The sequence below is a fragment of the Paraburkholderia sp. BR14320 genome, assembly GCF_040948665.1.
Lineage (GTDB): Bacteria > Pseudomonadota > Gammaproteobacteria > Burkholderiales > Burkholderiaceae > Paraburkholderia > Paraburkholderia youngii.
Map to the genome: position 1 here is coordinate 15,006 of NZ_JBFPKG010000009.1, position 23,500 is coordinate 38,505.

Genomic DNA, 23,500 nt, shown 5'->3' on the forward strand with positions numbered 1-23,500 from the left:
CCTCAGGCCGCCCGCAACACGCTAAGATTGAGGCCGCCGGGCGCCCGCGCCGCCCGGCGAGAACGATAAAAGCATTGCCTCGGAGAATCTGATGTCTGATGAATATAAAGTGCACGGTCCGCACGACCACGCCGTCGAACACGCCGGCCACGCCGGGCATCACGACGCCGATCCGTTCGCGAGCCGGATGGCCGTGATGACCGCGATCCTCGCGACGATCGGCGCGCTGTGCGCGTACCAGAGCGGCAACGCCGAAAACCTCGCGCTGTTCTTCAAGAACGAAGCCGCGATCAAGAAGACCGAAGCGTCGAACCAGTGGAGCTATTACCAGGCGAAGGGCGAGAAGGAAAACCTCGCCGAGCTCGGCGCGGCGCTGTCGGCCCCCAATAGCGACGCGCACGCGAAATTCGTCGCCGATGTCGAGAAATACAAGAAGCAGAAGGAGCCGATCCGCGCGAACGCCGAAGCGATCGAAAAACAGGTCGTCGCCGCCGACACGCGCAGCGAAACGCTGCTGCATGGCCATCATCGCTGGGCTCAGGCGACGCTGCTGATTCAGGTCGCGATTGCGCTGTGCGCGATCACCCTGCTCACGCGCAAGAACTGGCTTCGTAATGTGTCGTACCTCGTCGCGGGGGCGGGCGTCCTGACCGCGGGCGCGGCGTTTTTCGGGCTGTGAGCGAGATGCATCGGTTGCCTTCTTCGAGCCAGTGCTTTTCAACAGGGAGTGTGTCGTGATCGATGGGGCCGCCGTGGTCGGCGTGTTTTCCGTGTATATCGCGGGCGTGGTGAGTCCGGGCCCGAACTTCGTCGCGGTCGCGCACAAGGCCGCTTCGGCGACGCGCATCGAAGCGCTCGCGATGGTCGCCGGCATCGTGCTCGTCAATCTGTTCTGGGCAAGCTGCGCGATTCTCGGCGTCGGCATCGTGTTCGCCGCGTTCCCGTGGCTCGCCCTCGTGGTCAGGATCGTGGGCGCCTGTTATCTGCTGTGGTTCGGCGGGCGGCTGATCTTCAACGCGTCGGCGGCAAGGCAGGCGGTGCTCGTCAAGGCACCGGCGGGCGGCTTCAGGCAGGCGTTCGCGCAGGGTTTCGCGACCAACATCGCGAATCCGAAGTCGATGGCGTTCTTTGCCGCGGTGTTTTCGTCGGCCGCGCCCGCGCATGTGAGCACCGGCACGTTTGCCGCGATGCTCGGCATGGTGTTCGTCGTCGCGAGCAGCTGGTATGGGTTCGTCGCGCTGGCGTTGTCGCACGCGCGGATCGCGTCGGCGTATCGGCGCGGCAAGAGATGGATCGATCGCGTGTGCGGCGGGTTGATCGTTGCGTTGGGGGTACGGCAGCTGATTCGTTGAGGCGGCACTCAGAGGTGCCGAAACTCAATGCGCAAGCCCGCGCGCACGCTCCAGCAACAGCTCGCGCTCGCGCGTGTTGCGCGTCATCGCCGCGGCGCGCTCGAACTCCGCGCGCGCTTCGTCGATGCGTCCGAGCTTGACCAGCAGATCGCCGCGCACACTCGGCAACCAGTGATAATTCGCGAGCGCTGGACCAGCGGCGAGCGCATCGACGATTTCGAGTCCGGCCGCCGGCCCGAACGCCATCCCCACCGCGACCGCGCGATTCAACTCCACGACCGGCGACGGCGCGACCTGCGCCAACGCATCGTAGAGCGCGACGATCTGCGCCCAGTCGGTGTCCTCGGCGCGGCGCGCCCGCGCATGACAGGCGGCGAGCGCCGCCTGCAACGCATACGGCCCGCTTGCGCCGCCAAGCGCGTGTGCGCTGTCCAACGCCGCGAGGCCGCGGCGAATCAGCAGCGGGTCCCAGCGGCTGCGATCCTGATCGAGCAGCAGCACCGGCCGCCCGTGCGCATCGGTGCGCGCATGGGTGCGCGACGCCTGGATCTCCATCAGCGCAACCAGACCGTAGACCTCGCTTTCGTCGGGCACGAGTCCGCTCAACACGCGCCCGAGCCGCAGCGCCTCCTCGCATAGCGCCGGGCGCATCCAGTCGTCGCCGGCGGTGGCCGAATACCCTTCGTTGAAAATCAGGTAGATCACCTGCAGCACCGACGCGAGCCGCGCCGCGCGCGCGTCCGCCTGAGGCACCTCGAACGGCACGCGCGCCGCCGACAGCGTGCGCTTCGCGCGCACGATCCGCTGCGCGATGGTCGGCTCCGGCACGAGATACGCGCGCGCGATTTCGTCGGTGGTGAGTCCGCCGAGCAGGCGCAGCGTCAGCGCGACGCGCGCATCGGTCGACAGCACCGGATGGCACGCGGTGAAGATGAGCCGCAGCAGATCGTCGCCGATGTCGTCGGCGCGCGCGGCATCGAGTGCATCGACGAAATCGGGCACCACGTGCGCTTCGATCGCGTCGAGATCGTGGCCGAGCTCCTCGCGCTTGCGCGCATGCAGCGCTTCCTGGCGCAGGCGATCGAGCGCGCGGTTTTTCGCGGCCGTCATCAGCCAGGCTCCGGGGTTGTCGGGCACGCCCGCGTCCGGCCAATGCTCGAGCGCGGCCACCAGCGCGTCCTGCGCGAGTTCCTCGGCGAGCCCCACGTCGCGCACGATCCGCGCGACGTGAGCGATGACCTTCGCGGATTCGATCCGCCAGACAGCGTCGATCGCACGATGGGTGGCCTGTATCGTCACGGCTTCAGCCTTCACCTCAGCGGTGATCTTCTTCGAGCTTGCGAAAGCGCTCGACTTCCGGCCCCGGCTCGAAGTCGTCGAGTTCGAAAAGCTGCCGCACTTCGATTTCGCCATCGGTGTGTTCACCGAACGGCGCCGGGAAACGCCGCGCCCATTCCATCGCCTCGTCGCGCGAGCGCACCTGGATTAACGTGTAGCCAGCAATCAGCTCCTTGGTCTCCGCGAACGGCCCATCCACGACGCTCCGTTTGCCGCCGCTATAGAGCACGCGCCAGCCTTTAGAGCTCGGCTGCAGGCCGGTTGCGTCGAGCAGCACGCCGGCCTTCGCGAGTTCTTCGTGGTAAGCCCCCATCGCGGCAATCAGCGACGGTTCGGGCATCTCGCCGGCTTCACTCGCGGCCGTGGCTTTTACGATGATCATGAATCGCATGTCGTTGCTCCTTGTTTTTTGTGGTTCGTCGTGAGTGGATTCGCGTGAATCGTTTGAAGGGGCCACGCCGGCTAGCCCCTTACTCACACGACGCGCAACGTACGGTCCGATCGACACCTGCGGCGGTCCCGGCATGCCAGGGAAAACACCAAAGCAGACGACGTGAGAGCCACGCGTGGCTAGATGAAGCACGGTCCGAGCTTGCGCACTTCGACTGTGCACCACGCCGCCGCCGGACAGGTTTGCGCGATCGCCACGGCCTCTTCACGGCTGTCGCAGTTCAGCAGAAAGAAGCCGCCGATCATCTCCTTCGCCTCGGCGAACGGCCCGTCGACGAGCTTCGACTGGCCATTGCGGACCTGCACGCGCACGGCGTCCTTCTGCGAAGTCAGCGATTCGACCGCGAGCAGCTTGCCGCGCGCTTTCAGGTTCTGGGAGAACCGCACCATCTGGTCATAGAGGTCGCGACCGGCGGCTTCGCCGCGCTCCTCGCGTTGGTCCGTGGGTTCGACGATCAGCAGCATGTAGGACATGGTGTCTCCGACAGGGCTCGGTTGCATGCGCGGTTCGGCATCGCGACGACGTCAGCGACGCCTGGCCTCGGCGGCATAGCGGGTAGGCCGGCAGGTAGATAGGTGGCAATCAGGCGCAGCCAGTCTAGCAAGCGGGAATCTCAGCGGCAAACGCGCCCGACGGGACTTCTACGGACACTCGTAACGAGCCACGCGGCGCGCGGCAGCCGGCCGTGCGCGAAACGTCGATGCCGCTTTCAAGCATTCTGCGGAATCGATTTACGTCCGCGCTGAATGTGAAAAACGCCCCGATGTGGGGCGTTGTGCTTGTTGCGGGCCGTTCAAACTGGCGCTTCCGCCAGCGCTCTCAGCCGCGCGGAGCGCATCAGACCTTCGATCATTTTCGCTTCCGCGCTCGCCAGCTCGCTCAGTGACGCGGCCGACAACTGTCCGTCGAAAATCGCGAGCGCCGCGCACAGACTTGCATAGTCGTCGTCTTCGAGCGACCAGCGGCCGGTCTCGCGCTCGCGCACATCGAGCCGCACCATCGCCGCATGCGCGCTTTCGATGTCCGCGCGCGCGTCGGCGCCCAGTCCGGCGCGCGTCAATTCCTGCGACACCAGCAGATGCCGGCTCAGCGTCGTGTGCAGCGTGCGTGCGCCGTGGCCGCGGCGGAATGCATCAAGCGCGGCGTAGGACTGCAACAGCATGGTCTGCGTGACCGGCGCGTGTGCGGTGCGGCTCTGCGTCAGGGAACGCAACAACGGGGACATGGCCGTGCGGCCGGGCTTGCGAACTCGCGATTTGCTGGACATCGATTCAACCTCCTTCTTTCGGCAGCGCGCCCGGACTTCGGCACGCGACGGCGGCAAACGCCGCGCTCAAACGTCCGACGCATTTCGCGCCCGACAGTTCACGCTCTGCGACGCGCCGGTTCTTCGAACGTTTCGAAGAACGCACTGTCCCCATATCGGTTCGAAGCGGCCGGAAACAAGAAGCGATGTTGCGACGAAAAAAAAGCCCTGTTCCGCGAAGAAACAGGGCCGACAGGATGGAACAGTCCAGCAGGCGCGTGGAGTGCCTGCAAACCTATAACCACCTAACCTGCAAAGCTATTGCCTACGTGTACTGCAACGGCAATTTCTACCGCTCGACAGCAAGTTTCAAACTGTCGGTTCAATCCACTTCCAAATACCACTGCATGTGGGCCGGTCCTCGTTATTTCCTACCACTGGCCGCTACCCCATTTGCTTCGCGCGCGTTCTCGATGCATTGCGCGCTTTGTATTGCGTCAACTGCGAACTGCGAACTGCGAACTGCAGACTACTTCATCAACGGTACGGTTCAAATCCGACACGAGGGGAAATCGCATCGATGGAGTTCGGTGATTTGTCGCTCCATGGAAAAGAGTGTAGGCGCGCACCCGCGAATGCAATTGCGCGAAGCGAGGGGCTTTGGCGGCTTAATTTGGCGAATCGATGTAACAGCGGAGTTTCCGGCCCGCCGCGCCACGCACGTCAACCGCGTGTAGAGAAATCGTCGATCGTCAGCAAGACCTTCTCACCGGGACGCGCGAGCATTTTTCGTTCAGCGATCGCGGTAATGCGTTGGCGCCCGTCCGCGAACGTCTTCAGAATGCGCGCCTCACCCGCGCCGCGTTGCAGCCAGAAGTGCTGTTCGAGCGCCTCGCATGTGACCGCGCATTCAAGGTCTCGTCCCCGCGACGAAAGCTGGAAAATCACCGCTCGTCCATCTGCCGAGACGCTGGGTACCGCCTCGATCATCGTCATAGCCCACCTCGCAACGTTGATTACGACGTTCGCCGTATGACGCGAACGTCCCCGGGAAAATCATCTGACGCTCACCGCATCGGGAGGCCCCGTTTTGTCTGTTCGTACGTTGGTGCAGATAGCGCGTCCGCGATGAGGGCAGACATCAGAGCAAAGCGCATGCCATCCAACGCCGATAGCGACACAGGCACTCGCGTCACCGGCAACGATGACCCGCATCGCAAAGTGGGAAGACCGCAACCTGGCCGTGGTAAAAAAGCGCAGCGGACGCGACAATCGACGACAATTCTTACTCGCGCCTCGCACGATCATCGCGTGCGCGATTGCGAGCCACGACCTTGCCGACATGTCCGCCCAACTGCCCGACCAACGATCCGGGTTGACCTTGCGCCCCGCGCAACCCGACGACGAACCCTTCCTGCTCGAACTGCGCAAGGCGACGATGACCGAACACCTGGCGCGCGCCGGCGAGCCGACCGACGAAGACGCCCATCGCGCGCGCCTGCGGCATCGCTACGACGCCGCGCAGGTGATCTGCATCGACGGCGCGCCCGCGGGCCTGTTGAAGGCGCATAGCAACGACGACGAATGGTTCGTCGCGCAGTTGCAGATCGCGCCGGCGCTACAAGGCCGCGGTATCGGCGAGCAGGTGCTGCGCACGATCCTGCGCGCCGCCGCGGCCGAAGCGCTGCCGGTCAGCTTGCAGGTGCTCAAGGGCAATCCCGCCAAACGGCTGTACGATCGTCTTGGCTTCGAGATCGTCGGCGAGGATCAGATACAGTTTCACATGCGCGTTGCAGCGCGCGCGCCGGCGGAAAACGAAGCAGAATGAATGTCGGATAAAGACTGATACGGAACGAGCCTGGCAATGAACTCTGATATGACTTTTCGCGATGCTTCAGCCATACAAAGCTGGCACGCGCACATCTATTTCGACGCGGCGAGCCGCGACGCCGCCTGGGCGTTTCGCGAGCAGATCGATGCGCATTGGGGCGACAAACTGCAGATCGGGCGCTTCCACGAACGGCCGGTCGGCCCGCATCCGATGTGGTCGTATCAGCTCGCGTTCGCGCACCAGCAGTTCGCCGACGTGGTCAGCTGGCTCACGCTCAATCACGGCTCGCTCGATGTCTTTCTGCATCCGAATACCGGCGACGCGTTGCGCGATCATCGCGACGCCGCCGTGTGGATCGGGCACTCGCACGAACTCGTGCTAAAGGCGCTGCTGTAGCAGCCGCGGACGATGCGCCGGCGTGCGTGCTCACATATTCGTGTACGCGCTGCACCAGCCGCGCGACGCGACCTGTTTGGCGCCGAACAGCGTGCAGCCGCCGTACTCATCCGACGCCTTGCCCTGGAACAGCGAGCAGTTCGCGCACGATTGCCCGGCCGCGAAGTTCGGGAACCTGGCCTTGTCGACCTTCGACGCATCTTCGCTATAGCCGACCTTCTGCGCCTGCGGATCGCTCTCGCTCAGCGCATTGGGAACGGTCGCGGCGAACGCGACGCGAGACAGCGCGAGCGACGAGCCGACGCTCGCGCTGACCAACAGGAAATGGCGGCGCGATGTTTTCATTTTCGTTTGCCTCTGGGTGGGGACTGAGGTCTGCGATCAATCGAGAAAACGCGTGAAGCGCTCGACCGGCTCGCGCTCGGGGCGCAGCGTATTGACCAGCGCATTGGGGTCGGCGAGTCCGAGCGACATGCCACATACGAACTGCTCGTTCTCGGGCAGACCGAGATGTTCGGCAATCAGCCGATGAAACCGCATGAACGCGGCCTGCGGACAGGTGTCGAGGCCGCGTCCGCGCGCGGCGGTCATGATCGACTGCAGGAACATGCCGTAGTCGAGCCAGCTGCCGCGCTCGAGGCTGCGATCGATCGTGAACAGCAGGCCGACGGGTGCGTCGAAGAAACGGAAGTTGCGCGAGTGCTGTTCGTGCATGCGCGCCTTGTCGCCCTTCTCGATGCCGAGCAGGCCGTACATATCCCAGCCGATCTTGCGGCGCCGGTCGACGTACGGCGACTGCCATTGGCGCGGGTAGTACGCGTACTCCTCCTGGTACAGCTCGTCGCGCTGCGGATGGTCGTAGGCCGCGAGCAGATCGCGCGACAGACGCGCGAGCGATTCGCCCGTCAGCACGTACACCTTCCAGGGCTGCGTGTTGGTGCCCGACGGCGCGTAGCTGGCGGCTTCGAGAATGGCTTCGATGTCGGCGCGCTGCACCGGTGTCGGCAGAAAGGCGCGCACCGCGCGTCGCGTGGTCAGCGCGGTGTCGACGGGGTTCGCGGGAGAGGTCATCGGCGGATGGCGGCAAAGCCAGCGAAGTAGGTCTGCGACGATTCTAGCGCGTACCGCTCCGAGCCTGCCCGCCAGCGCGCAGGCTTCGTCCGGGACGTTGCGCTGCGCCTTACATCGTCCCCAACGCCACCGCCGCCGCAATCGAACCCGCCACGAGCACGAGCCCCACCGTCTTGCGCTTGTTCAACTCGGTCCACAACAGCACGCCCGTCAGCGACAGCAGGATCAGACTGCCCGCGAGCGTATCGATCAGCAGCACCCAGCCGACGCTCAAGCCCACGCCTTTGTGCATGTTCGTCAGCATCGCGAGAAAGGTATTCGCGCTGCGCTTGACCGTCACGGTGTTATTGCCGACCCAGTATTCGGCCGAGGTATTTTCTTTCGGCGACGCGAAATTCAGCTGCCAGTGCTCGGGCTGCACGACGCTGCGATCGCCCCACGCCACCGGATGCTCGGGTTCTTTCTGCACACGCCCCGGATTGCCGGCGATCTTCAGCTCCTGCTTGAGCCACTTCGCGAGTTCGCGCGGCGTTTCCGGTGCCGGTTGCGGCAGCGGCACCTGCATCACCGACACCTGCGGCTCGCCGGTCGACACGCGCAGCGGACCGCCGCGATGGTTCAGGAAAAAGCCCGTCGTGCCGAACAGCAGACCGAGCGCCGCGCCCCACAGTCCGACCCAGCCATGCACCTGGCGCAGCCACTTGATGAAAGTCGCGCGGCGCGAGCGCCGCTGGCGCGCTCTCAGTTCATCGCCGTCGAGCCGGCGCAGTTCGTGCGCGCCATGTTGGCCGGCCGCCGGCGGTTCAACGTCGAGGGTGTCGGATTCGCTCACGTTTCGCTCCAGGTACGCAGCAGATTGTGATAACAACCGACGAGGCTGCGTCGCGCAGCGTCGTCGGCATGGGTGGCGTTGAGCCGTTGAATCGCGGTGTCCATGTTGAACAGCAGCGCGCGATGCGTGTCGCTGCGCACGAGGCTTTGCACCCAGAAGAAGCTCGCCACGCGTGCGCCGCGCGTGACGGGCGTCACCTGATGCAGACTCGTCGCCGGATAAACGATCATGTCGCCGGGCGGCAGCTTGACCTGCTGCACGCCGTAGGTGTCTTCGATCACGAGTTCGCCGCCGTCGTATTCGTCGGGTGCGCTAAGAAACACCGTCACCGACACGTCGGTGCGCAGCTTCACGCCGTTCGGCAGCACGCGCACCGCGCCGTCGACGTGGCTGCCGAACTGCATGCCGCCCTCGTAGCGGTTGAACAGCGGCGGATACACCTGGTTCGGCAGCACCGCGCTGATGAACAGCGGATTGCGCTCGATCGCCGCGACAATCACGTCGCCGAGTTCGCGCGCGATCGCTGAGTGCTCGGCGATCTGCTGATTGCGCTTGACCGGCGCGCCCTGATAGCCCGCGGTCGCGCGGCCATCCACCCACGCGTCGCCGGCTCGATCGAGCCGCTCGCGCACGAAGCGCAATTGATCGGCGTCCAGTACCTTCGGAATGTGCAGCAGCATAGTGTGTCCTTCGAGTCGGCTTGTCGTTTGCAAAGCGGCAAGCCCAACGGATGAGCTCAGCGTGTCGCCAACGCTCCCATCAGAAGCGGTAATCGAACGTCGCGAGCAGCGTGCGGCCGATGCCCGGCACGGAACGTCCGCCGTCCGACGGAATCAACGCGTCGTAGTAGTACTTGTTGGTCAGGTTCAGCAGGTTCAGGCGCACGTCGTACTTCTTCGCGTGATAGGCCGCGGTCGCGTCCCAACGCGTGTAGCCCGGCACCTTCACGAAGTTCGTATTCGATGCATAACGCGACGACATATAGATCGGGCCGCCGCCGATTTCCCAGTGCGGCGTGATCGCGTACGTGGTCCAGAACGTCAGCGTGTTGCGCGGCGTGTTGGCCGGCGTGTGACCCTGCGTGCCGTCGGCCGCTTTCAGGATCTTCGCGTCCATGTACGTGTAGCCGCCGAAAATCTGCCATTTGTCGGTGATGTGTCCCGTCACGCTGGCCTGGAAGCCATCGACGCGAATGTCGCCGGCCAACTCGTATTCGGTCGGCGAGACCTGGGTGCGCGCGTTGTCCTTCTCTTCGCGGAACAATGCCGACGTCAGCGAGATGTTGCCGCCGAACAGATCCCACTTGCCGCCGACTTCATACGACTTCGTCGATTCAGGCGCGAGGTTCTGCGTGAGATTCGTGACCGTCAGGTTTTCGAGCGACGGGTTGAACGACGTGCCGTACGACACGTAGTACGACTGCCAGTCGGTCGGCTGATAGATGACGCCCGTGCGCACGCTCGTGAAGTAGTTGGTCTGGCTCGCGAAAGCTGGCGCGTTGACGGTGTTGTGAATCTCGGCCGAGAAGCGATCCCAGCGCACACCGCCGATCAGCTTCCAGTGCGGCGTCAGCGTGATCGTGTCGTTCAGGTAGGCGGCGATTTCGTTCGCGCTCGAATCGGCGTAGTTGCCGACCGTCGTCGTCACGTTCGACGGCGTGCCGATGATCGGCGGATTGAGCATCGGCACGATCGGCAGGTTGTTGCGCGTGTACGCCTGGTTCGTATAGCTGTCGTGGCCCACTTCGACACCGGCGATCACGTCGTGCTTGATCGGCCCGGTGTCGAATTTGTATTCGACCATCGTGTCGTTGTAGATCGCGTGATTCTGGATCACGCGGTCATGACTTTGCTGCTTGATGAACAGGGCCGACGGCGGCAGCGTCGTGAAGTTGCCGTTGTTCAGCGCAGTGCTCGACGACAGCGGCCCGGTCAGCACCGCTTGCGGCGCGGTTTCGCGCGCGTCGGTCATCGAATGCGATATCTGTGTCTGGTTCGTCAGCGTCAGATCGTCGGAGAACTTGTGCTTGATGGCCCCGGTGAAGATCTGCACGTTCTGGATCGTGCGGTCGCTGGTCAAACCGTAGAACGTGTTTTTCGGCACCGGCGACGGGCGGCCGTTCAGCGCCTGGATGCCGTAGTCGGGCATGTCGTTGTTGCGCTGGATCAGCGCCGACAGCGTGATCTCGGTCGGTGTGCCGATACCGAAGCGCAGCTCCGGCGCGACGCCGAAGTCCTTGTTCTTCATCACGTCGCGCGTCGAGCCGAGGCTCTGGCCGAACGCGTTCAGGCGGATCGCCGAGGTGTCGGTGAGCTTGTGGTTCACGTCGACGGTGGAGCGGTAGCGGTCGTTGGTGCCGATCATGCCGGAGACTTCCGCCGAGTCCGTCAGGTTCGCCTTCTTGCTGACCTGGTTGATCACGCCGCCTGTCGAGCCGCGGCCGAACAGCATCGACGACGGGCCATATAGCACTTCGAGCGCTTCGAGGTCGAACGTGTCGCGGTAGTACTGGTTGCGGTCGCGGAAGCCGTCGAGATAGATGTCGTTCTGCGCGGTGAAGCCGCGCAGGTTGATGTTGTTGCCGATCTGGCCGCCCTCGGCCGCGCCGATCGTCACGCCGGGTGCGTTGCGCAGCGCGTCCGTAAACGACGTCGCGCCCTGCGAAGCGAGCAGGCTGCGATTGATCACGGTGACGGTCTGCGGAATGTCGCGCAGCGCGGTCGGGGTCTTCGCGCCGACGGTCGCGCGCTCGGCCTGGAAGTCCTGCTGGACGGCCTGAGCCTGCACGCCGATGGTCGGCAACGTCGGCGCGTCCGTAGCGGGTGCGTTGTTCTGTGCGTTGCTTTGTACGTTCTGCGGCGCGCTGGAGGCGGCCGGTTGCGACGCGCTTTGCGGTGCGCTTTGCGCGAGCGCAGGCGTCGCATAAGGAACGGCAAAAGCGAGCGCTAGCGCTGTCGCCAGCGGCGTGTGATTGAGCATGGAAATCCCGTCAGAAATGCGCTTTGTCGAATTCGCATCAATGACGTCGAATTCATGACAAAACCGCAAATGGCTGGCTGCCGCTCTCCGTTGTGTGAGGGGGAGATGACGGGATCGCTGGCTAGGTTTAAATGAGAATCGCTATCATTTCATACACAGAGGAAGGCATCAATCGCGGCGTGCATTACTTCGCGGAAAGGATTTGTTTCTATTTTTTTCTATCGAAAGCTATCTGTAAAAACATGAAGGATGGTCGACCGGGTTTATTACTACTTGTAATTCTTTACTTGCAAAAGGCTTATCAGTGGCGCGCTCAAGAGTCCATTTATCATTACACGATTTCTTTCATTTAAATAACGTCGCTTCGCGTTGGTCGCGCGCATTGAATCGCGAGTCCGTTTATCCTTTTTACAACACCGCATATAACATTAAGGCCCCACCCTTCCGGCAAACGCTTTCGTCCCCTCTGGAGTCGACTTCATGCAATATCGCCAATTCGGCCGCACCGGCCTGACTGTTTCGCGCCTGTGTCTCGGCACCATGACTTTCGGCCTGCAAACCGAAGAAGCCGCATCGCACCGCATCCTCGACACGGCCGCGGATGCGGGCGTCAATTTCATCGATACCGCGAACATCTACCCGCTCGGCGCGGGCGAAGACCTGGCCGGACGCACCGAAGAAATCGTCGGACGCTGGCTGAAGGGCAAGCGCGAGCGCTTCATCGTCGCGACCAAGGCGGTCGGCAAGATGGGGCCCGCCGCGTGGGATCAGGGCGCGTCGCGCAAACACCTGCTCGATGCGATCGATGCGTCCTTGCAGCGCCTCGGCACTGACTACGTCGACCTGTACCAGCTCCATTCCGACGACGCGAAAACCCCGCTCGACGAGACGCTCGAAGCACTCGATACGATCGTGCGCTCGGGCAAGGCGCGCTATATCGGCGTGTCGAATTTTCTTGCGTATCGGCTCGCGCGAGCTTTGGGACGCGCGGACGTGCTGCGCGTCGCGCGCTTCGTGTCGGTCCAGCCGCGCTACAACCTGCTGTTTCGTCAGATCGAGCGTGAGCTGCTGCCGCTGGCCGCCGAGGAGCAGCTAGCCGTGATGCCGTATAACCCGCTTGCGGGCGGACTGCTGACGGGCAAGCATCGGCTCGATGCGACGCCCGCCGAAGGGCGCTTCACAGAAAGCGTCGGCAAGGCTGGCGCGATGTATCAAGAGCGCTACTGGCACGAGCGCGAGTTCGACACGATCGAAAGACTGAAGGCGATCGCCGTGCCGACCGGCGAGTCGTTGGCGAAGATATCGCTTGCGTGGGTACTCGCGAATCCGCTGATTACGTCGGCGATCATTGGTGCGAGTCGCGCGGAGCAGTTGAGCGATACGCTCGCGGCGGCCGAGTTGACGCTCGACGACGCCATCAAGACCCAGCTCGATGAAGCGAGCGTGCAGTATCGCTGGGGAGACGCGGCGCGCTAAGCGCCCTTCGGCAGATCACGCGCGGTACGTGTTTGCCCGCGCGACTTCATCGTCCATAGCGCAGCACGGTGCTCGTCGCGGCGAGCACGTGATCCTTGATCGCGGCGAGGAACGCGTCGCGCGTCAAGCCGGCCGGCAATGCGTCGGGCGGCAGATCGAGCGCATAGACCTGCGCGACGTAGTGGTGCGGCACATCGCCGACTGGCGGACACGGCCCGTAATAGCCGGGGCCGCCGGTGCGATTCGTGCCGGCGACGCTGCCCGCCGGCGCGGCTTCGCCCTCGGCGAGTCCGGTCGTACCCGGTGCGATGCCATACACGATCCAGTGCACGATGCCGAGGCCTTTCGCGCCGTCGGGATCGAAGATCGTCACCGCGAAGCTCTTTGCGCCGGCCGGCGCGTTATGCCATTGCAATGCGGGCGACACGTTGCCGCCGCCGCAGTTGTTCGCGCTCGCCGCGTGGCTCACGTTGAGCGTGCCGCCGTCCGCCAGTCCTGGTGACGACACTGCGAAGGCCGGTGCCGCGTAGGCATGCGCGCTCGTGCAAGCGAGCAGCGCGCACGCGACAGCGGAAAGGAGGCGCCGCGCGATGTCCAGTTGAATGCGAGTCATGGAGAGTCTCTGGGTTTGGGAAGGTTACTGAGGGCCTTGGAAGGAGCGTGGCAGCGCTGAGAAGCCCATCAAGCAGCAACCGCCCACCCCCTCACTTCGGCTTGAACCGCCCCGTCTTCTCCGTGGCCTCCGGAAACTGCCGCGTCTCGCGCACCGACAGCGGATGCCACAACTTCGCACCGCCCTCTATCCCCGCGTCGTTCGATACGGTCGCCACGTTCGCCGGCAGCTTGAACTTGATGCGCGCCGCGTTACCGCCGCCGATCCACAGCTTGTCGTAATTGACCAGTGACTCGAGAATGCCGATCACCTTCTCGACACGCCGGTTCCAACGCTTGTTGCCGACCTGCTCGCGCGCGGCCTCGCCGATGTATTCGTCGTACGCGACACCCTTCTTGCTGACCGGATGATGCGCGAGCTCCAGATGCGGCATCAGCTCGCCATCGCGAAACATCGCGGTGCCGGCGCCGGTGCCGAGCGTCAGCACGAATTCGAGGCCGTGGCCTTCGATCGCCGCGAAGCCCTGCATCTCGGCGTCGTTGATCATCCGCACCGGCAGACCGCCCAGGCGCCGCGCGAGCGAATCCGCGAGCGCGATGTCGTGCCATCCTTCGATGCCGAAGTGCGGCGCGGTCAGAATGCGGTTATCGCGCACGACACCCGGAAAGCCGATCGAGATACAAACAGGCTGCACCTGCTCGATGAGCGGAGCCACGAGCTGCACGAGCGCGTCAACCAGTTGATCCGGCGTGCACGGATGCGGCGTCGCAACGCGCACACGCTCGGTTTTCATTTGGCCGTTGGCGTCGATGATCGCGGCCTTAAGGCCGGTGCCGCCGAGGTCGATCGCGAGGATGTGCTCGCTGCCGCTCTTCGGCGCGTTTCGTTTCACTGCGTTCCTGTTGCGTGTCGCCACGATGTCTCCCGGTTGTGGTGAGGCGGTTGTGATGCGTGTCTGCGGGTTCGTTCAAAGCTGCCGCTACGACTTGCCACTGGGTGCTTTCTGCTGCAACGGCCGCCACGCGTGGCCATCGCGCGCCAGTAACGCGTCGGCTTCGGCCGGCCCGTCGCTGCCTGCGGCGTAACCGTGCACCGGCAGAGCACCGCCAGTCTTCGGATGCAGCACGTCGTCGACCGCACACCAGGCCGTCTCGATGCCATCGGCGCGCTGGAACAACGTTGCGTCGCCGAGCATGCAGTCGTATAGCAGCGTCTCGTATCCGACGTTCGCGCGCTCATCGAAGAAGTCGCCATAGTTGAACGACGATTGCACCGCACCGATCTGCATCACCGGGCCCGGCGCCTTCACATTGAAATCGAAACTCGAGCCGTGCTCGGGATCGATGCGCAACGTCAGCACGTTCGGCGTCAATGCGTTGACCGGCGTGTCGCGGAACAGGCGGAACGGCACCGGCTTCAACTGCACCGAAATTTCGGTGCGGCGCACTGAGAGCCGCTTGCCGGTACGCAGATAGAACGGCACGCCGGCCCAACGCCAGTTCTCGACGAACACGCGCGCCGCCGCGTAGGTTTCGGTCGTGCTGCCGGGCGCGACGTCGGGCTCCTCGCGATAGCCCACACCGGCGGGCCCTGTTTCGTACTGGCCGAATACGACGTCGTCGGGCTTCAGCGGCTGGATCGCGTCGAACAGCTCGACCTTCTTGTCGCGCACGGCTTCGGCGTCGAACGAATTCGGCGGCTCCATCGCAACGATGCCGAGCAGTTGGAACAGATGGTTCGGCACCATGTCGCGAAACGCGCCGGTCTGCTCGTAGAACCGACCGCGCCCCTCGACGCCGATCGTTTCCGCCGCCGTGATCTGCACGCAGTCGATGTACTCGCGCCGCCAGACCGGCTCGAACATCGCATTCGCGAAGCGCACCGCGAGAATGCTCTGCACGGTGTCCTTGCCGAGAAAATGGTCGATGCGGTACACCTGCGATTCCTTCGCATACGACAGGATGTGCGCGTTCAGATCGCGCGCCGATGCGAGATCAGTGCCGAACGGCTTCTCGATCACGAGACGCCGAAAGCCGCCGTTCGCACCGTCGCCTTCCTTCAGCAGACCGGCTTTGCCGAGCCGCTCGGCGATCGGTTTGAAAAAACGCGCACCGACCGCGAGGTAAAAAACCACGTTGCCGACTTTCGACTGATCGAGCTTCTGTTTCAGCTTCGCGAACGTATCGTCGGATTCGAACTCGCCCGCCATGTATTCGAGGCGCTGCGCGACCCAGTTCCACGCGTTGTCGTCGAGCTTGCCGGCGTGGAAGGTGCTGGCCTTGTCGGCGGCGAATTTCTGCAGCGACGTATGCAGTTCGTCGCACCATTCGCGCGTTTCGCGCTCGCCGTGATTGACGCCGATGATCTTCATGCTGTCGTCGAGCAGGCCATCGACCGAGAGGTTGTAGAGCGCCGGCATCAACAGACGTTTGGTCAGATCGCCGCCCGCGCCGAAGATCACGAGCGTGCACGGCGGTGCGGGCTTCTTGCCGGCCGGCGACGACAGCGTGTCGTATCGGTTCGAGCTGAGCTTGCAGCTCAAGGCGGGCGCTGCGTTGGTCTGATCGGAAGAGGCGGAAGAGTTCGGTGTAGTCGACATGGGATTCACCTGGAACCTGGTAGGCCGATGGAACGAGCGTGGCGATACATGAAAGACCACGGGCGCTGCCGCACAGTTCAATCGCCTTCGCGCGCGAGCGCGCGGCGTGCTTACTTCGACGTCGCGGCCACGAGCGACGGCACCGGTTCTTTCACCGGAATCGGCGCGGGTGCCGGCGCCGGTTCCCCGGCAAGCGGCACGTTGCCCGACGCCGCCATCGCGCGCGGCTGCAACAGCAACGCGACGAGCCCGGTCCAGCCGGTCTGATGCGAAGCGCCGACGCCACGACCGTTGTCGCCATGAAAATACTCGTGGAACAGGATCAGATCCTGCGAACGCGGGTCCGCCTGCAACAGCGGATACGCGCCCATCACCGGCCGCTCGCCGTTCTTGTCCTTCAGGAACAGCGTGGTCGCGCGGCGCGCGAGTTCGTCGCCGATTTCGCTCAACGAGAACTTCTGGCCCGACCCGGTCGGATACTCGACGCGGAAATCATCGCCGTAATAGCGATGAAACTCGTACAGCGATTCGATCAGCAGATAGTTGACCGGCATCCACACCGGCCCGCGCCAGTTCGAATTGCCGCCGAACACACGGGTATCGGATTCGGCCGGCAGATACTTCACGCAGAAGCTGTTGCCGTTGTGCTGGAACACGAACGGATGCTCGCGATGGCAACGCGACAACGCCCGCACGCCGTGATCGGAAAGAAATTCGCTTTCGTCGAGCGCTCGCCGTAACAACGCCTTCATCCGATGCCCGCGCAACAACGAAAGCAGCAGCGCGTTGCCCTTGCCGGGTTCGTTCCAGCGCGACACCAGCTTCGCGAGATCGGGCCGATGCTCGAGAAACCATACGAGGCGCTCGCGCAAGCCCGGCAAGCCGCCATGCAAACGCTCTTCGAGCACATGCACGGCGAACAGCGGTATCAGTCCGACGATCGAGCGAACGCGCATCGGCATGTTGCTGCCGTCGGGCAAGCGCAGCTTGTCGTAGAAGAATTCGTCCGCGCTGTCCCACAGACCCGTGTCGCAGCCGTCGTCGCAACTGACCGCTTCCGCGATGTACAGGAAGTGCTCGAAGAACTTCACGCCGATGTCGACGAACACGTGATTCGCGTAGGCGAGTTCGAGCGCGATCCGCATCAGGTCGAGCGCATACGCGGCCATCCACGCGGTGCCGTCGGCCTGGTCGATGTGGCCGCCGGTCGGCAGCGGCGACGAGCGGTCGAAGATGCCGACGTTGTCGAGCCCGAGAAAGCCGCCCTGGAAAATATTGTGGCCGTCGGCGTCCTTGCGATTCACCCACCACGAGAAATTCAACAGCAGCTTGTGAAACACGAGCTCCAGAAAATCGCGGTCCGCCTTGCCGGTCAGCGCGCGATCGATCTCGTACACGCGCCATGCGGCCCACGCATGCACGGGCGGGTTCGCGTCGCTGAGCGCCCATTCGTAAGCGGGCAACTGGCCGTTCGGGTGTTGATAGCGGTCCTTCACGAGCAGCAGCAATTGCTTCTTCGCGAACGCCGGATCGATCAGCGCGAACGCGGCGGCATGAAACGCGAGGTCCCATGACGCGTACCACGGGTATTCCCACTTGTCCGGCATCGACACGATGTCCGCGTTGCACAGATGTCGCCAGTCCCTGTTGCGGCCCTGCTTGCGCGCGGCGGGCGGGCTCGGCTGCAGCGGGTCGCCGTCGAGCCAGCGCTGCACGTCGTACTGGTAGTACTGCTTCGACCACAGCATGCCGGCGAGCGCCTGGCGTTGCACGAGGCGCGCATCGCGGTCGGTGATCTCGTGCTGCAACGCGCCATAGAATTCGTCCGCCTCGGCGAGGCGGCGCGCGATCAACGCGTCGGCATCGAATGGCGCTTCATCGGTCGCCGATTGCGGGTGCCAGCGCAGATACACCACCGCGCGTGCATGCGGCCCGAGTTCCAGCTGCGCATGCGCGGCGGCCTTCGTGCCTGCGTCACGACGGATCGCGTTCGCGTCGCCGTGCACGAGGTAGTCGTTGAAGCCGTCCTTGAACGGGCCCGCGCCGTCCATGCCGAACAGCCGCTTCACGTTGGTGTCGTTCTCGCAGAACAGCCACGCGAGTTGCGGCGCGTCCTTCGACCACGCGGTCACGACGATCGGCTCATGCACATGGTGATGGCCAAGCAGACGCACCGCGCCGTCGTGGTCGGTGCCGGCGACGAGCTTCGGCTTGTCCTTGTTCTCCTTCCACGACCACGAGTTGCGCGCCCAGATCTGCGGCAGCACGTCGAGCGAGGCCGCCTCGTCCGCGCGATTTTCGATCGTCACGCGCATCACGATGTCGTCGGGCGTGTGCTTCGCGTATTCGACCTGCACGTCGAAATAGCGCAGATCGTCGAACACGCCGGTATCGAGCACTTCGTACTCCGGCATGTCGCCGCCGCGGCGCGCGTTTTCGTCGATCAGGTCCTGATACGGATAGGCCGCATGCGGGTACTTGTACAGCATGCGCATGTAGGAGTGCGTGGGCGTACCGTCCAGATAGAAGTACAGCTCCTTCACGTCCTCGCCGTGATTGCCCTGCGCGTTGGTCAGGCCGAACAGGCGCTCCTTGATGATCGGGTCCTCGCGGTTCCACAGCGCGAGCGATACACACCAGCTGAGCCGGTCGTCGCCGAATCCGGCGATGCCGTCTTCGCCCCAGCGGTAGGCGCGGCTGCGCGCATGGTCGTGCGGAAACGAGTCCCAGGCGGTGCCGTCCGCGCTGTAGTCCTCGCGCACCGTGCCCCACTGGCGCTCGCTCAGATACGGCCCCCAGCGCTGCCAGTGGCCGCATTCGGGCGAATGCAGCCGGGAACCTTCGAGCGTGGCAAGCAGATTGGCAGCGCGCAGCGGTGGCATGAGAACGTCCTTGCAACAAGCCTGGCGGTAGGACCCAACATCGTAGCGCGGTTTACGCCCCGTCGCGCTCGAATCGGGCAAGCAGACTTTCGACGCGCAGCATTTCTCCGAGCGACCAGGCCTGGAACGGCGTGCCGGCGGGCGCGTGCGGCGCATCGCCGTCGGCGATCTCGGACAGGTGGTCGAGCCCTGCGTGATCGAGATGCTGGTACAGCGGCGCGAGAAAACGCGTCCTCGCCTGCGCGAGATTCGTGGCGCTTGTGCCATTCACTCGCAGCCACGCTTCGACGAACGGGCCGATCAGCCATACCCACACGGTGCCCTGATGATAGGCGCCGTCGCGTTCGAGCTGCGCGCCGCGGTAGTGGCCGCGATAGGCCGGATCGGACGGCGCGAGCGAGCGCAGGCCGAGCGGCGTCAGCAATTGCGCTTCGACCTGCGCCACGACCGCGCGCGCCGCCGCGCCTTCGAGCAGCGGAAACGGCAGGCCACCGATCGCGAAGATCTGGTTCGGCCGGACCGAGCGATCGACCGTACCCGGCACATGATCGACGTCGACGCTATCGAACAGCGTCTGCGTGGCCGGATCGACGAAGCGCCCGTGAAATGCGAGCGTCGCGCGCTCCGCAGCCTGCCGCCACTGCGGGTTCCATGCCGACGCGATTCGCAGCGCATTGATCCATAGCGCCTGCACTTCGACCGGCTTGCCGATGCGCGGCGTGACGACCCAATCGCCGACTTTCGCATCCATCCACGTCAGTTGCACGCCGGGGATGCCGGCGCGCAGCAGACCGTCGTCGGGACAGCAGGCGATGTTAAAGCGGGTGCCGTTCGTGTAGCCGGTCAGGATCGCTTCGGCGGCTTGCTGCAGATGCGCGCGCGTCTGCGCGCTTGCGTGGGGCGTAGCCAGATAGTCGTGGACCGCGACGATGAACCATAGCGACGCATCGACCGAGTTGTATTCGGGCGCGTCGCCATAGTCGGGGAAGCGGTTCGGCAGCATCCCGTCGGACAGCGTGCCCGACCATTCGAGCAGGATCGCTTCGGCCTCGTCGAGACGGTTCGATGCGATCAGCAGGCCGCGCATCGCGATGAACGTGTCGCGGCCCCAGTCGGTGAACCACGGAAAGCCTGCGAGGATCGTGCGGCCTTCGTTGCGCGTGACGACGTAGGCGTCGGCCGACCGCTGCAGGCGCGAGCCGAGTGCGGTGCGGCGTTGTTGTTCGGTGTCGGCGAGCTCGGCGGCGTGGGCGGCGGCTTGCGGTTTGTCGTTGGAGCTTTGGGTGGCGGCCGTGCTCGCTGCACTCAGAATCATCACCGCTTCACCCTGGGCGAGATCGAAGCTGAACACGCCGGGCGCCGCGAGGTCTTCGCTGCCGTCGAGACCGCGCTCCTGCTCGCGCACGTAGCAGAAGTTGCGATACCACTCGGGCGCATGCGTATAGGTGCCGTTCGTCGCCGCCCGCACGACCGGCAGTCCGCCATACGGCTGCCAGCTCGCGCACGATTGATCGGCGCTGAGTAGCGCACCGAAGTCGAAGGCCGGATTCTCGTGATGCAACGCGTGATAATCGCGGCCCGACAACAGCGGTCTGACCTTCAGCACCGGCGCATCGAGTCCGCCGCCTTCGAGCCGCCAGCGCAATACCGTTTCGCACGTCGCTTTGCTGACGAACACCTCGGCGATGATCGCAGTATGCGTATCGAGTCGAATGCGCCAGCTCGGCCACGGCGCGGTATCGAAACCGAGCAGCTTGCCGCGCAGATCCGGATAGATCACGTCAGGCCCATAGCGTTGCATGGTCAACGGGAAGCGCTCGCCGCCCGCCTCTACCCACGCCTCGATGCCGTTGACGAGCACCATGCGCCCGCCCGGCGCGCGCGTCGCGGCTAGCAGCAGCGCATGGTAGCGGCGCGTGCGCAACATACCGACCGTGCCCGACGCAAAGCCGCCGAAGCCGTCGGCTTCGAGCCATTCGTCTTCGAGTTGCGAGATGTCGATGGGTGAATCGATGCGAGTCATTGGACCGTGCTCATACGCGAACCGGAATGCAGCAAACATAGCGCAGATGGCAGCGCCATGAACATCGATTTTCCCAATACTTTCCATTGTCTTTCGATCAACCGACGACTAGCTCGCACTGATCGGCGAGAGCAACGTGTCACCGACAACGAAATACCCCAACGTCGCGTCCACCCGCGCTATTCTTCCTTTACGCAGAAGGTGATATTCGATGACATCAACTAGTCGTCGCCGTTTCCTGCAAACCGTGGCTTCATCCGCGGGCGCCGCCGCCGCGATGAGCGCATTGCCCGAGTCGATCCGCAACGCGCTGGCAGTGCCCGCGTTTTCGCGCACGGGCACGATTCGCGACGTCGAGCACATCGTGGTGTTCATGCAGGAGAACCGCTCGTTCGACCACTACTTCGGTCATTTGCGCGGCGTGCGCGGCTACAACGACCGCTTCCCGATTCCGCTGCCGAGCGGTCTGCCGGTGTGGAATCAGCCTTCGAAGGAAGACCCGGCCAGGCCCATGCTGCCGTTCCATCTGAACACCGCGACGACGAGCGCGCAATGCGTCGGCGAACTCGATCACACGTGGCACAAGACCCAATCCGCGATCGACGGCGGCCGCTACGACCAGTGGCCCGCCAACAAGACCGGCATGACGATGGGCTACCACCTGCGTAGCGACATCCCATTCCACTACGCGCTCGCCGACGCATTCACGATTTGCGATGCGTACTACTGCTCGCTGCCGGGACCGACGCACCCGAACCGCGCGTATCTGATGACCGGCATGATCGACCCGACCGGCACGCTGGGCGGCCCGCTGCTCGACAACAACGATTGGGCGGACGGCGATCGTCCGCCGAATTATCAGTTGCTGTCGTGGACCACGTATCCGGAGCGTCTGCAGGCCGCGGGCATTTCATGGCAGATCTATCAGCAGGGCACGACGGCCTTCGATCCGCTTAACGGCAACTACGGCACCAACATCCTTCAGAACTTCACGAATTTCATCAACGCGCAGCCGGGTTCGCCGCTCCACGAGCGCGCGCAAACCGTGCGCACGGTCGACGACCTGAAAGCCGACGTGCTCGCGAACCGGCTGCCGCAGGTGTCGTGGCTGTGCGCGCCGGCTGCGTATTCGGAGCATCCGAACTTCACGCCCGCGTACGGCGCCGAATACACGACGCAGATTCTCGACGCGCTGACGTCGAACCCCGAGGTGTGGAGCAAGACCGTGCTCTTCGTCATGTACGACGAGAACGACGGCTTCTTCGATCACCTCGTGCCGCCGCAACCGCCGACGACGTCCGCACAAGGCAAGTCGACAGTGACGACCGACGGCGAGATCCACGACGTCGTCAATCCGCTGCGCGGCGGCAAATACACGGCCGACGGCTATCCGTACGGCCTCGGCCCGCGCGTGCCGATGACGATCGTGTCGCCGTGGACCAAGGGCGGCTTCGTGTGCTCGCAGGTGTTCGATCACACGTCGGTGATCCGCTTCATCGAAACGCGCTTCGGCGTGCATGAGCCGAACATCACGGCATGGCGTCGCGCGGTGTGCGGCGATCTGAGCACCGCGTTCGACTTCCGCACGCCGGATTCGAAGATGCCGACGCTGCCGAATACCAAAAGCTACCTGGACATGGCCGACAACCAGTGCAAGACGCAACCGAAGCCGACCGTGCCGACGACGCCAGCTCCGGTCGAAGCGCAGGAAGCGGGCATCCGCTTCGCGCGCGCGTTGCCGTACGAACTGCATGTGAGCGGCGCGGCGAATGCGGACAGGAACACGTTTGAAATCACGATCGGCAACACCGGCGAGCAGGGCGCGCACTTCTATGTGTACGCGACGAATCGCACCGATGGTCCGTGGCGCTACACGGTCGAAGCGGGCAAGTCGCTCAGCGATACGTTCAACCTGAGCACGACGAACGGCGTGTATGCGTTCGACGTGTTCGGTCCGAACGGCTTCGTGCGCAAGTTCGCGGGGAACACGCAGGCGAGCACGCAGAATGTGCATAACAACTACAAGACGGCTCAGCCTGAAGTGACCGCGCGATACGACGTCGCGAATGGCAACGTGTTCCTGAGGTTCAGCAACGGCAGTCGTGGGATCGCGCATCTGACTGTGATCGACAACGCGTACGGCGCGCGGCCGCGCACCGTGGTCGTGCCGGCCAATGCGCGTATCGAAGAAGGCTGGGTGCTTGCGTCGAGCCATCACTGGTACGACCTGACGGTGACGAGCCGCGACGACGCAAGCTTCTCGCGCCGTTTTGCCGGTCACGTCGAGAACGGGCGGCCGAGTATCAGCGATCCGGCTGCGGTCGCGCCGGTGCTGACGGCGAGTTGAGATCAGCGCTCGCGGTTGGGGTTCGGCATCCTGTTTCCCCTACCAGGCGGACAGGATGCCGATG

Annotated in this window: 21 protein-coding genes; 6 read left to right on the top strand and 15 right to left on the bottom strand. The window is 64.2% G+C overall.

All coding sequences use genetic code 11. The features are described from left to right. The first annotated feature begins 91 nt into the window (after window positions 1-91). Together AB3X89_RS11475 and AB3X89_RS11480 are read left to right on the top strand one after the other, a co-directional pair. Window positions 92-679 carry a DUF4337 domain-containing protein gene (locus AB3X89_RS11475; RefSeq protein WP_368583369.1) on the top strand — a complete coding sequence of 196 codons (588 nt, stop codon included), beginning with the start codon at window positions 92-94 and terminating at the stop codon, window positions 677-679. Window positions 680-734: 55 nt separating this feature from the next. Continuing rightward, a complete protein-coding gene (locus AB3X89_RS11480; RefSeq protein WP_368583370.1) occupies window positions 735-1,352 on the top strand; it encodes a LysE family translocator in 618 nt (205 codons plus the stop codon). Window positions 1,353-1,376: 24 nt separating this feature from the next. Here AB3X89_RS11480 and AB3X89_RS11485 read toward each other — a convergent pair whose 3' ends face one another. The 5 genes from AB3X89_RS11485 to AB3X89_RS11505 all read right to left on the bottom strand — a co-directional run bounded on the left by AB3X89_RS11485 (window position 1,377) and on the right by AB3X89_RS11505 (window position 5,383). Next, entirely contained in the window at window positions 1,377-2,651 is a 1,275-nt protein-coding gene (locus AB3X89_RS11485; protein ID WP_368583513.1) for an RNA polymerase sigma factor, read from the bottom strand. Window positions 2,652-2,667: 16 nt separating this feature from the next. Beyond that, window positions 2,668-3,081: a YciI family protein gene (locus AB3X89_RS11490; protein WP_368583371.1), complete on the bottom strand. Its 414-nt coding sequence runs from the start codon at window positions 3,079-3,081 to the stop codon at window positions 2,668-2,670. Window positions 3,082-3,260: 179 nt separating this feature from the next. Then, entirely contained in the window at window positions 3,261-3,614 is a 354-nt protein-coding gene (locus AB3X89_RS11495; protein ID WP_368583372.1) for a YciI family protein, read from the bottom strand. A gap of 320 nt (window positions 3,615-3,934) precedes the next feature. Then, on the bottom strand, window positions 3,935-4,408 hold the full coding sequence (locus AB3X89_RS11500; protein ID WP_368583373.1) for a hypothetical protein: 474 nt from the start codon (window positions 4,406-4,408) through the stop codon (window positions 3,935-3,937). Between the two features lie 702 nt (window positions 4,409-5,110). Continuing rightward, complete coding sequence (locus tag AB3X89_RS11505; protein WP_368583374.1) at window positions 5,111-5,383, bottom strand: DUF1488 domain-containing protein; 273 nt, start codon at window positions 5,381-5,383, stop codon at window positions 5,111-5,113. Window positions 5,384-5,729: 346 nt separating this feature from the next. On the opposite strand from AB3X89_RS11505, the gene AB3X89_RS11510 reads away from it, so the two are divergent. Both AB3X89_RS11510 and AB3X89_RS11515 read left to right on the top strand, forming a co-directional pair. After that, window positions 5,730-6,215 (top strand): N-acetyltransferase family protein, encoded by a 486-nt coding sequence (locus AB3X89_RS11510; protein WP_368583514.1) that lies wholly within the window; start codon window positions 5,730-5,732, stop codon window positions 6,213-6,215. Window positions 6,216-6,263: 48 nt separating this feature from the next. Then, window positions 6,264-6,614 carry a DOPA 4,5-dioxygenase family protein gene (locus AB3X89_RS11515; protein ID WP_368583515.1) on the top strand — a complete coding sequence of 117 codons (351 nt, stop codon included), beginning with the start codon at window positions 6,264-6,266 and terminating at the stop codon, window positions 6,612-6,614. Window positions 6,615-6,644: 30 nt separating this feature from the next. On the opposite strand, the gene AB3X89_RS11520 is transcribed toward AB3X89_RS11515, so the two are convergent. From AB3X89_RS11520 to AB3X89_RS11540, 5 genes are all read right to left on the bottom strand, one after another. Beyond that, window positions 6,645-6,959, bottom strand: coding sequence for a high-potential iron-sulfur protein (locus AB3X89_RS11520; RefSeq protein WP_368583375.1), 315 nt, complete (start codon window positions 6,957-6,959; stop codon window positions 6,645-6,647). 36 nt (window positions 6,960-6,995) lie between these two features. Further along, window positions 6,996-7,685: a nitroreductase gene (locus AB3X89_RS11525; protein WP_368583376.1), complete on the bottom strand. Its 690-nt coding sequence runs from the start codon at window positions 7,683-7,685 to the stop codon at window positions 6,996-6,998. Between the two features lie 109 nt (window positions 7,686-7,794). Continuing rightward, window positions 7,795-8,517: a PepSY-associated TM helix domain-containing protein gene (locus AB3X89_RS11530; RefSeq protein WP_368583377.1), complete on the bottom strand. Its 723-nt coding sequence runs from the start codon at window positions 8,515-8,517 to the stop codon at window positions 7,795-7,797. Further along, entirely contained in the window at window positions 8,514-9,197 is a 684-nt protein-coding gene (locus AB3X89_RS11535) for a Fe2+-dependent dioxygenase (protein ID WP_368583378.1), read from the bottom strand. Before AB3X89_RS11535 ends, AB3X89_RS11530 begins: the two co-directional genes overlap by 4 nt. Window positions 9,198-9,276: 79 nt before the next feature. Then, entirely contained in the window at window positions 9,277-11,496 is a 2,220-nt protein-coding gene (locus tag AB3X89_RS11540) for a TonB-dependent receptor (RefSeq protein ID WP_368583379.1), read from the bottom strand. Between the two features lie 480 nt (window positions 11,497-11,976). Here AB3X89_RS11540 and AB3X89_RS11545 point away from each other — a divergent pair, with 480 nt between their 5' ends. Next, window positions 11,977-12,972 carry an aldo/keto reductase gene (locus tag AB3X89_RS11545; RefSeq protein WP_368583380.1) on the top strand — a complete coding sequence of 332 codons (996 nt, stop codon included), beginning with the start codon at window positions 11,977-11,979 and terminating at the stop codon, window positions 12,970-12,972. 46 nt (window positions 12,973-13,018) lie between these two features. Here the strand turns inward: AB3X89_RS11545 and AB3X89_RS11550 are convergent, their stop codons facing one another. The 5 genes from AB3X89_RS11550 to AB3X89_RS11570 form a co-directional block, all read right to left on the bottom strand. Next, window positions 13,019-13,585: a YbhB/YbcL family Raf kinase inhibitor-like protein gene (locus AB3X89_RS11550; RefSeq protein ID WP_368583381.1), complete on the bottom strand. Its 567-nt coding sequence runs from the start codon at window positions 13,583-13,585 to the stop codon at window positions 13,019-13,021. Window positions 13,586-13,676: 91 nt separating this feature from the next. Next, window positions 13,677-14,501, bottom strand: a complete 825-nt coding sequence (locus tag AB3X89_RS11555) for an ROK family protein (protein ID WP_368583382.1) — start codon at window positions 14,499-14,501, stop codon at window positions 13,677-13,679. Between the two features lie 63 nt (window positions 14,502-14,564). Beyond that, the gene (gene zwf, locus AB3X89_RS11560) at window positions 14,565-16,184 is read right to left on the bottom strand and encodes a glucose-6-phosphate dehydrogenase (protein ID WP_368583383.1); all 1,620 of its coding nucleotides are present in this window, start codon (window positions 16,182-16,184) and stop codon (window positions 14,565-14,567) included. 110 nt (window positions 16,185-16,294) lie between these two features. Beyond that, window positions 16,295-19,066, bottom strand: coding sequence for a glucosidase (locus AB3X89_RS11565; RefSeq protein ID WP_368583384.1), 2,772 nt, complete (start codon window positions 19,064-19,066; stop codon window positions 16,295-16,297). Between the two features lie 52 nt (window positions 19,067-19,118). Then, window positions 19,119-21,089, bottom strand: coding sequence for an amylo-alpha-1,6-glucosidase (locus AB3X89_RS11570; RefSeq protein WP_368583385.1), 1,971 nt, complete (start codon window positions 21,087-21,089; stop codon window positions 19,119-19,121). 211 nt (window positions 21,090-21,300) lie between these two features. Here AB3X89_RS11570 and AB3X89_RS11575 point away from each other — a divergent pair, with 211 nt between their 5' ends. Continuing rightward, window positions 21,301-23,436 (top strand): phosphocholine-specific phospholipase C, encoded by a 2,136-nt coding sequence (locus AB3X89_RS11575; protein WP_368583386.1) that lies wholly within the window; start codon window positions 21,301-21,303, stop codon window positions 23,434-23,436. The last annotated feature ends 64 nt before the right edge of the window (window positions 23,437-23,500 follow it).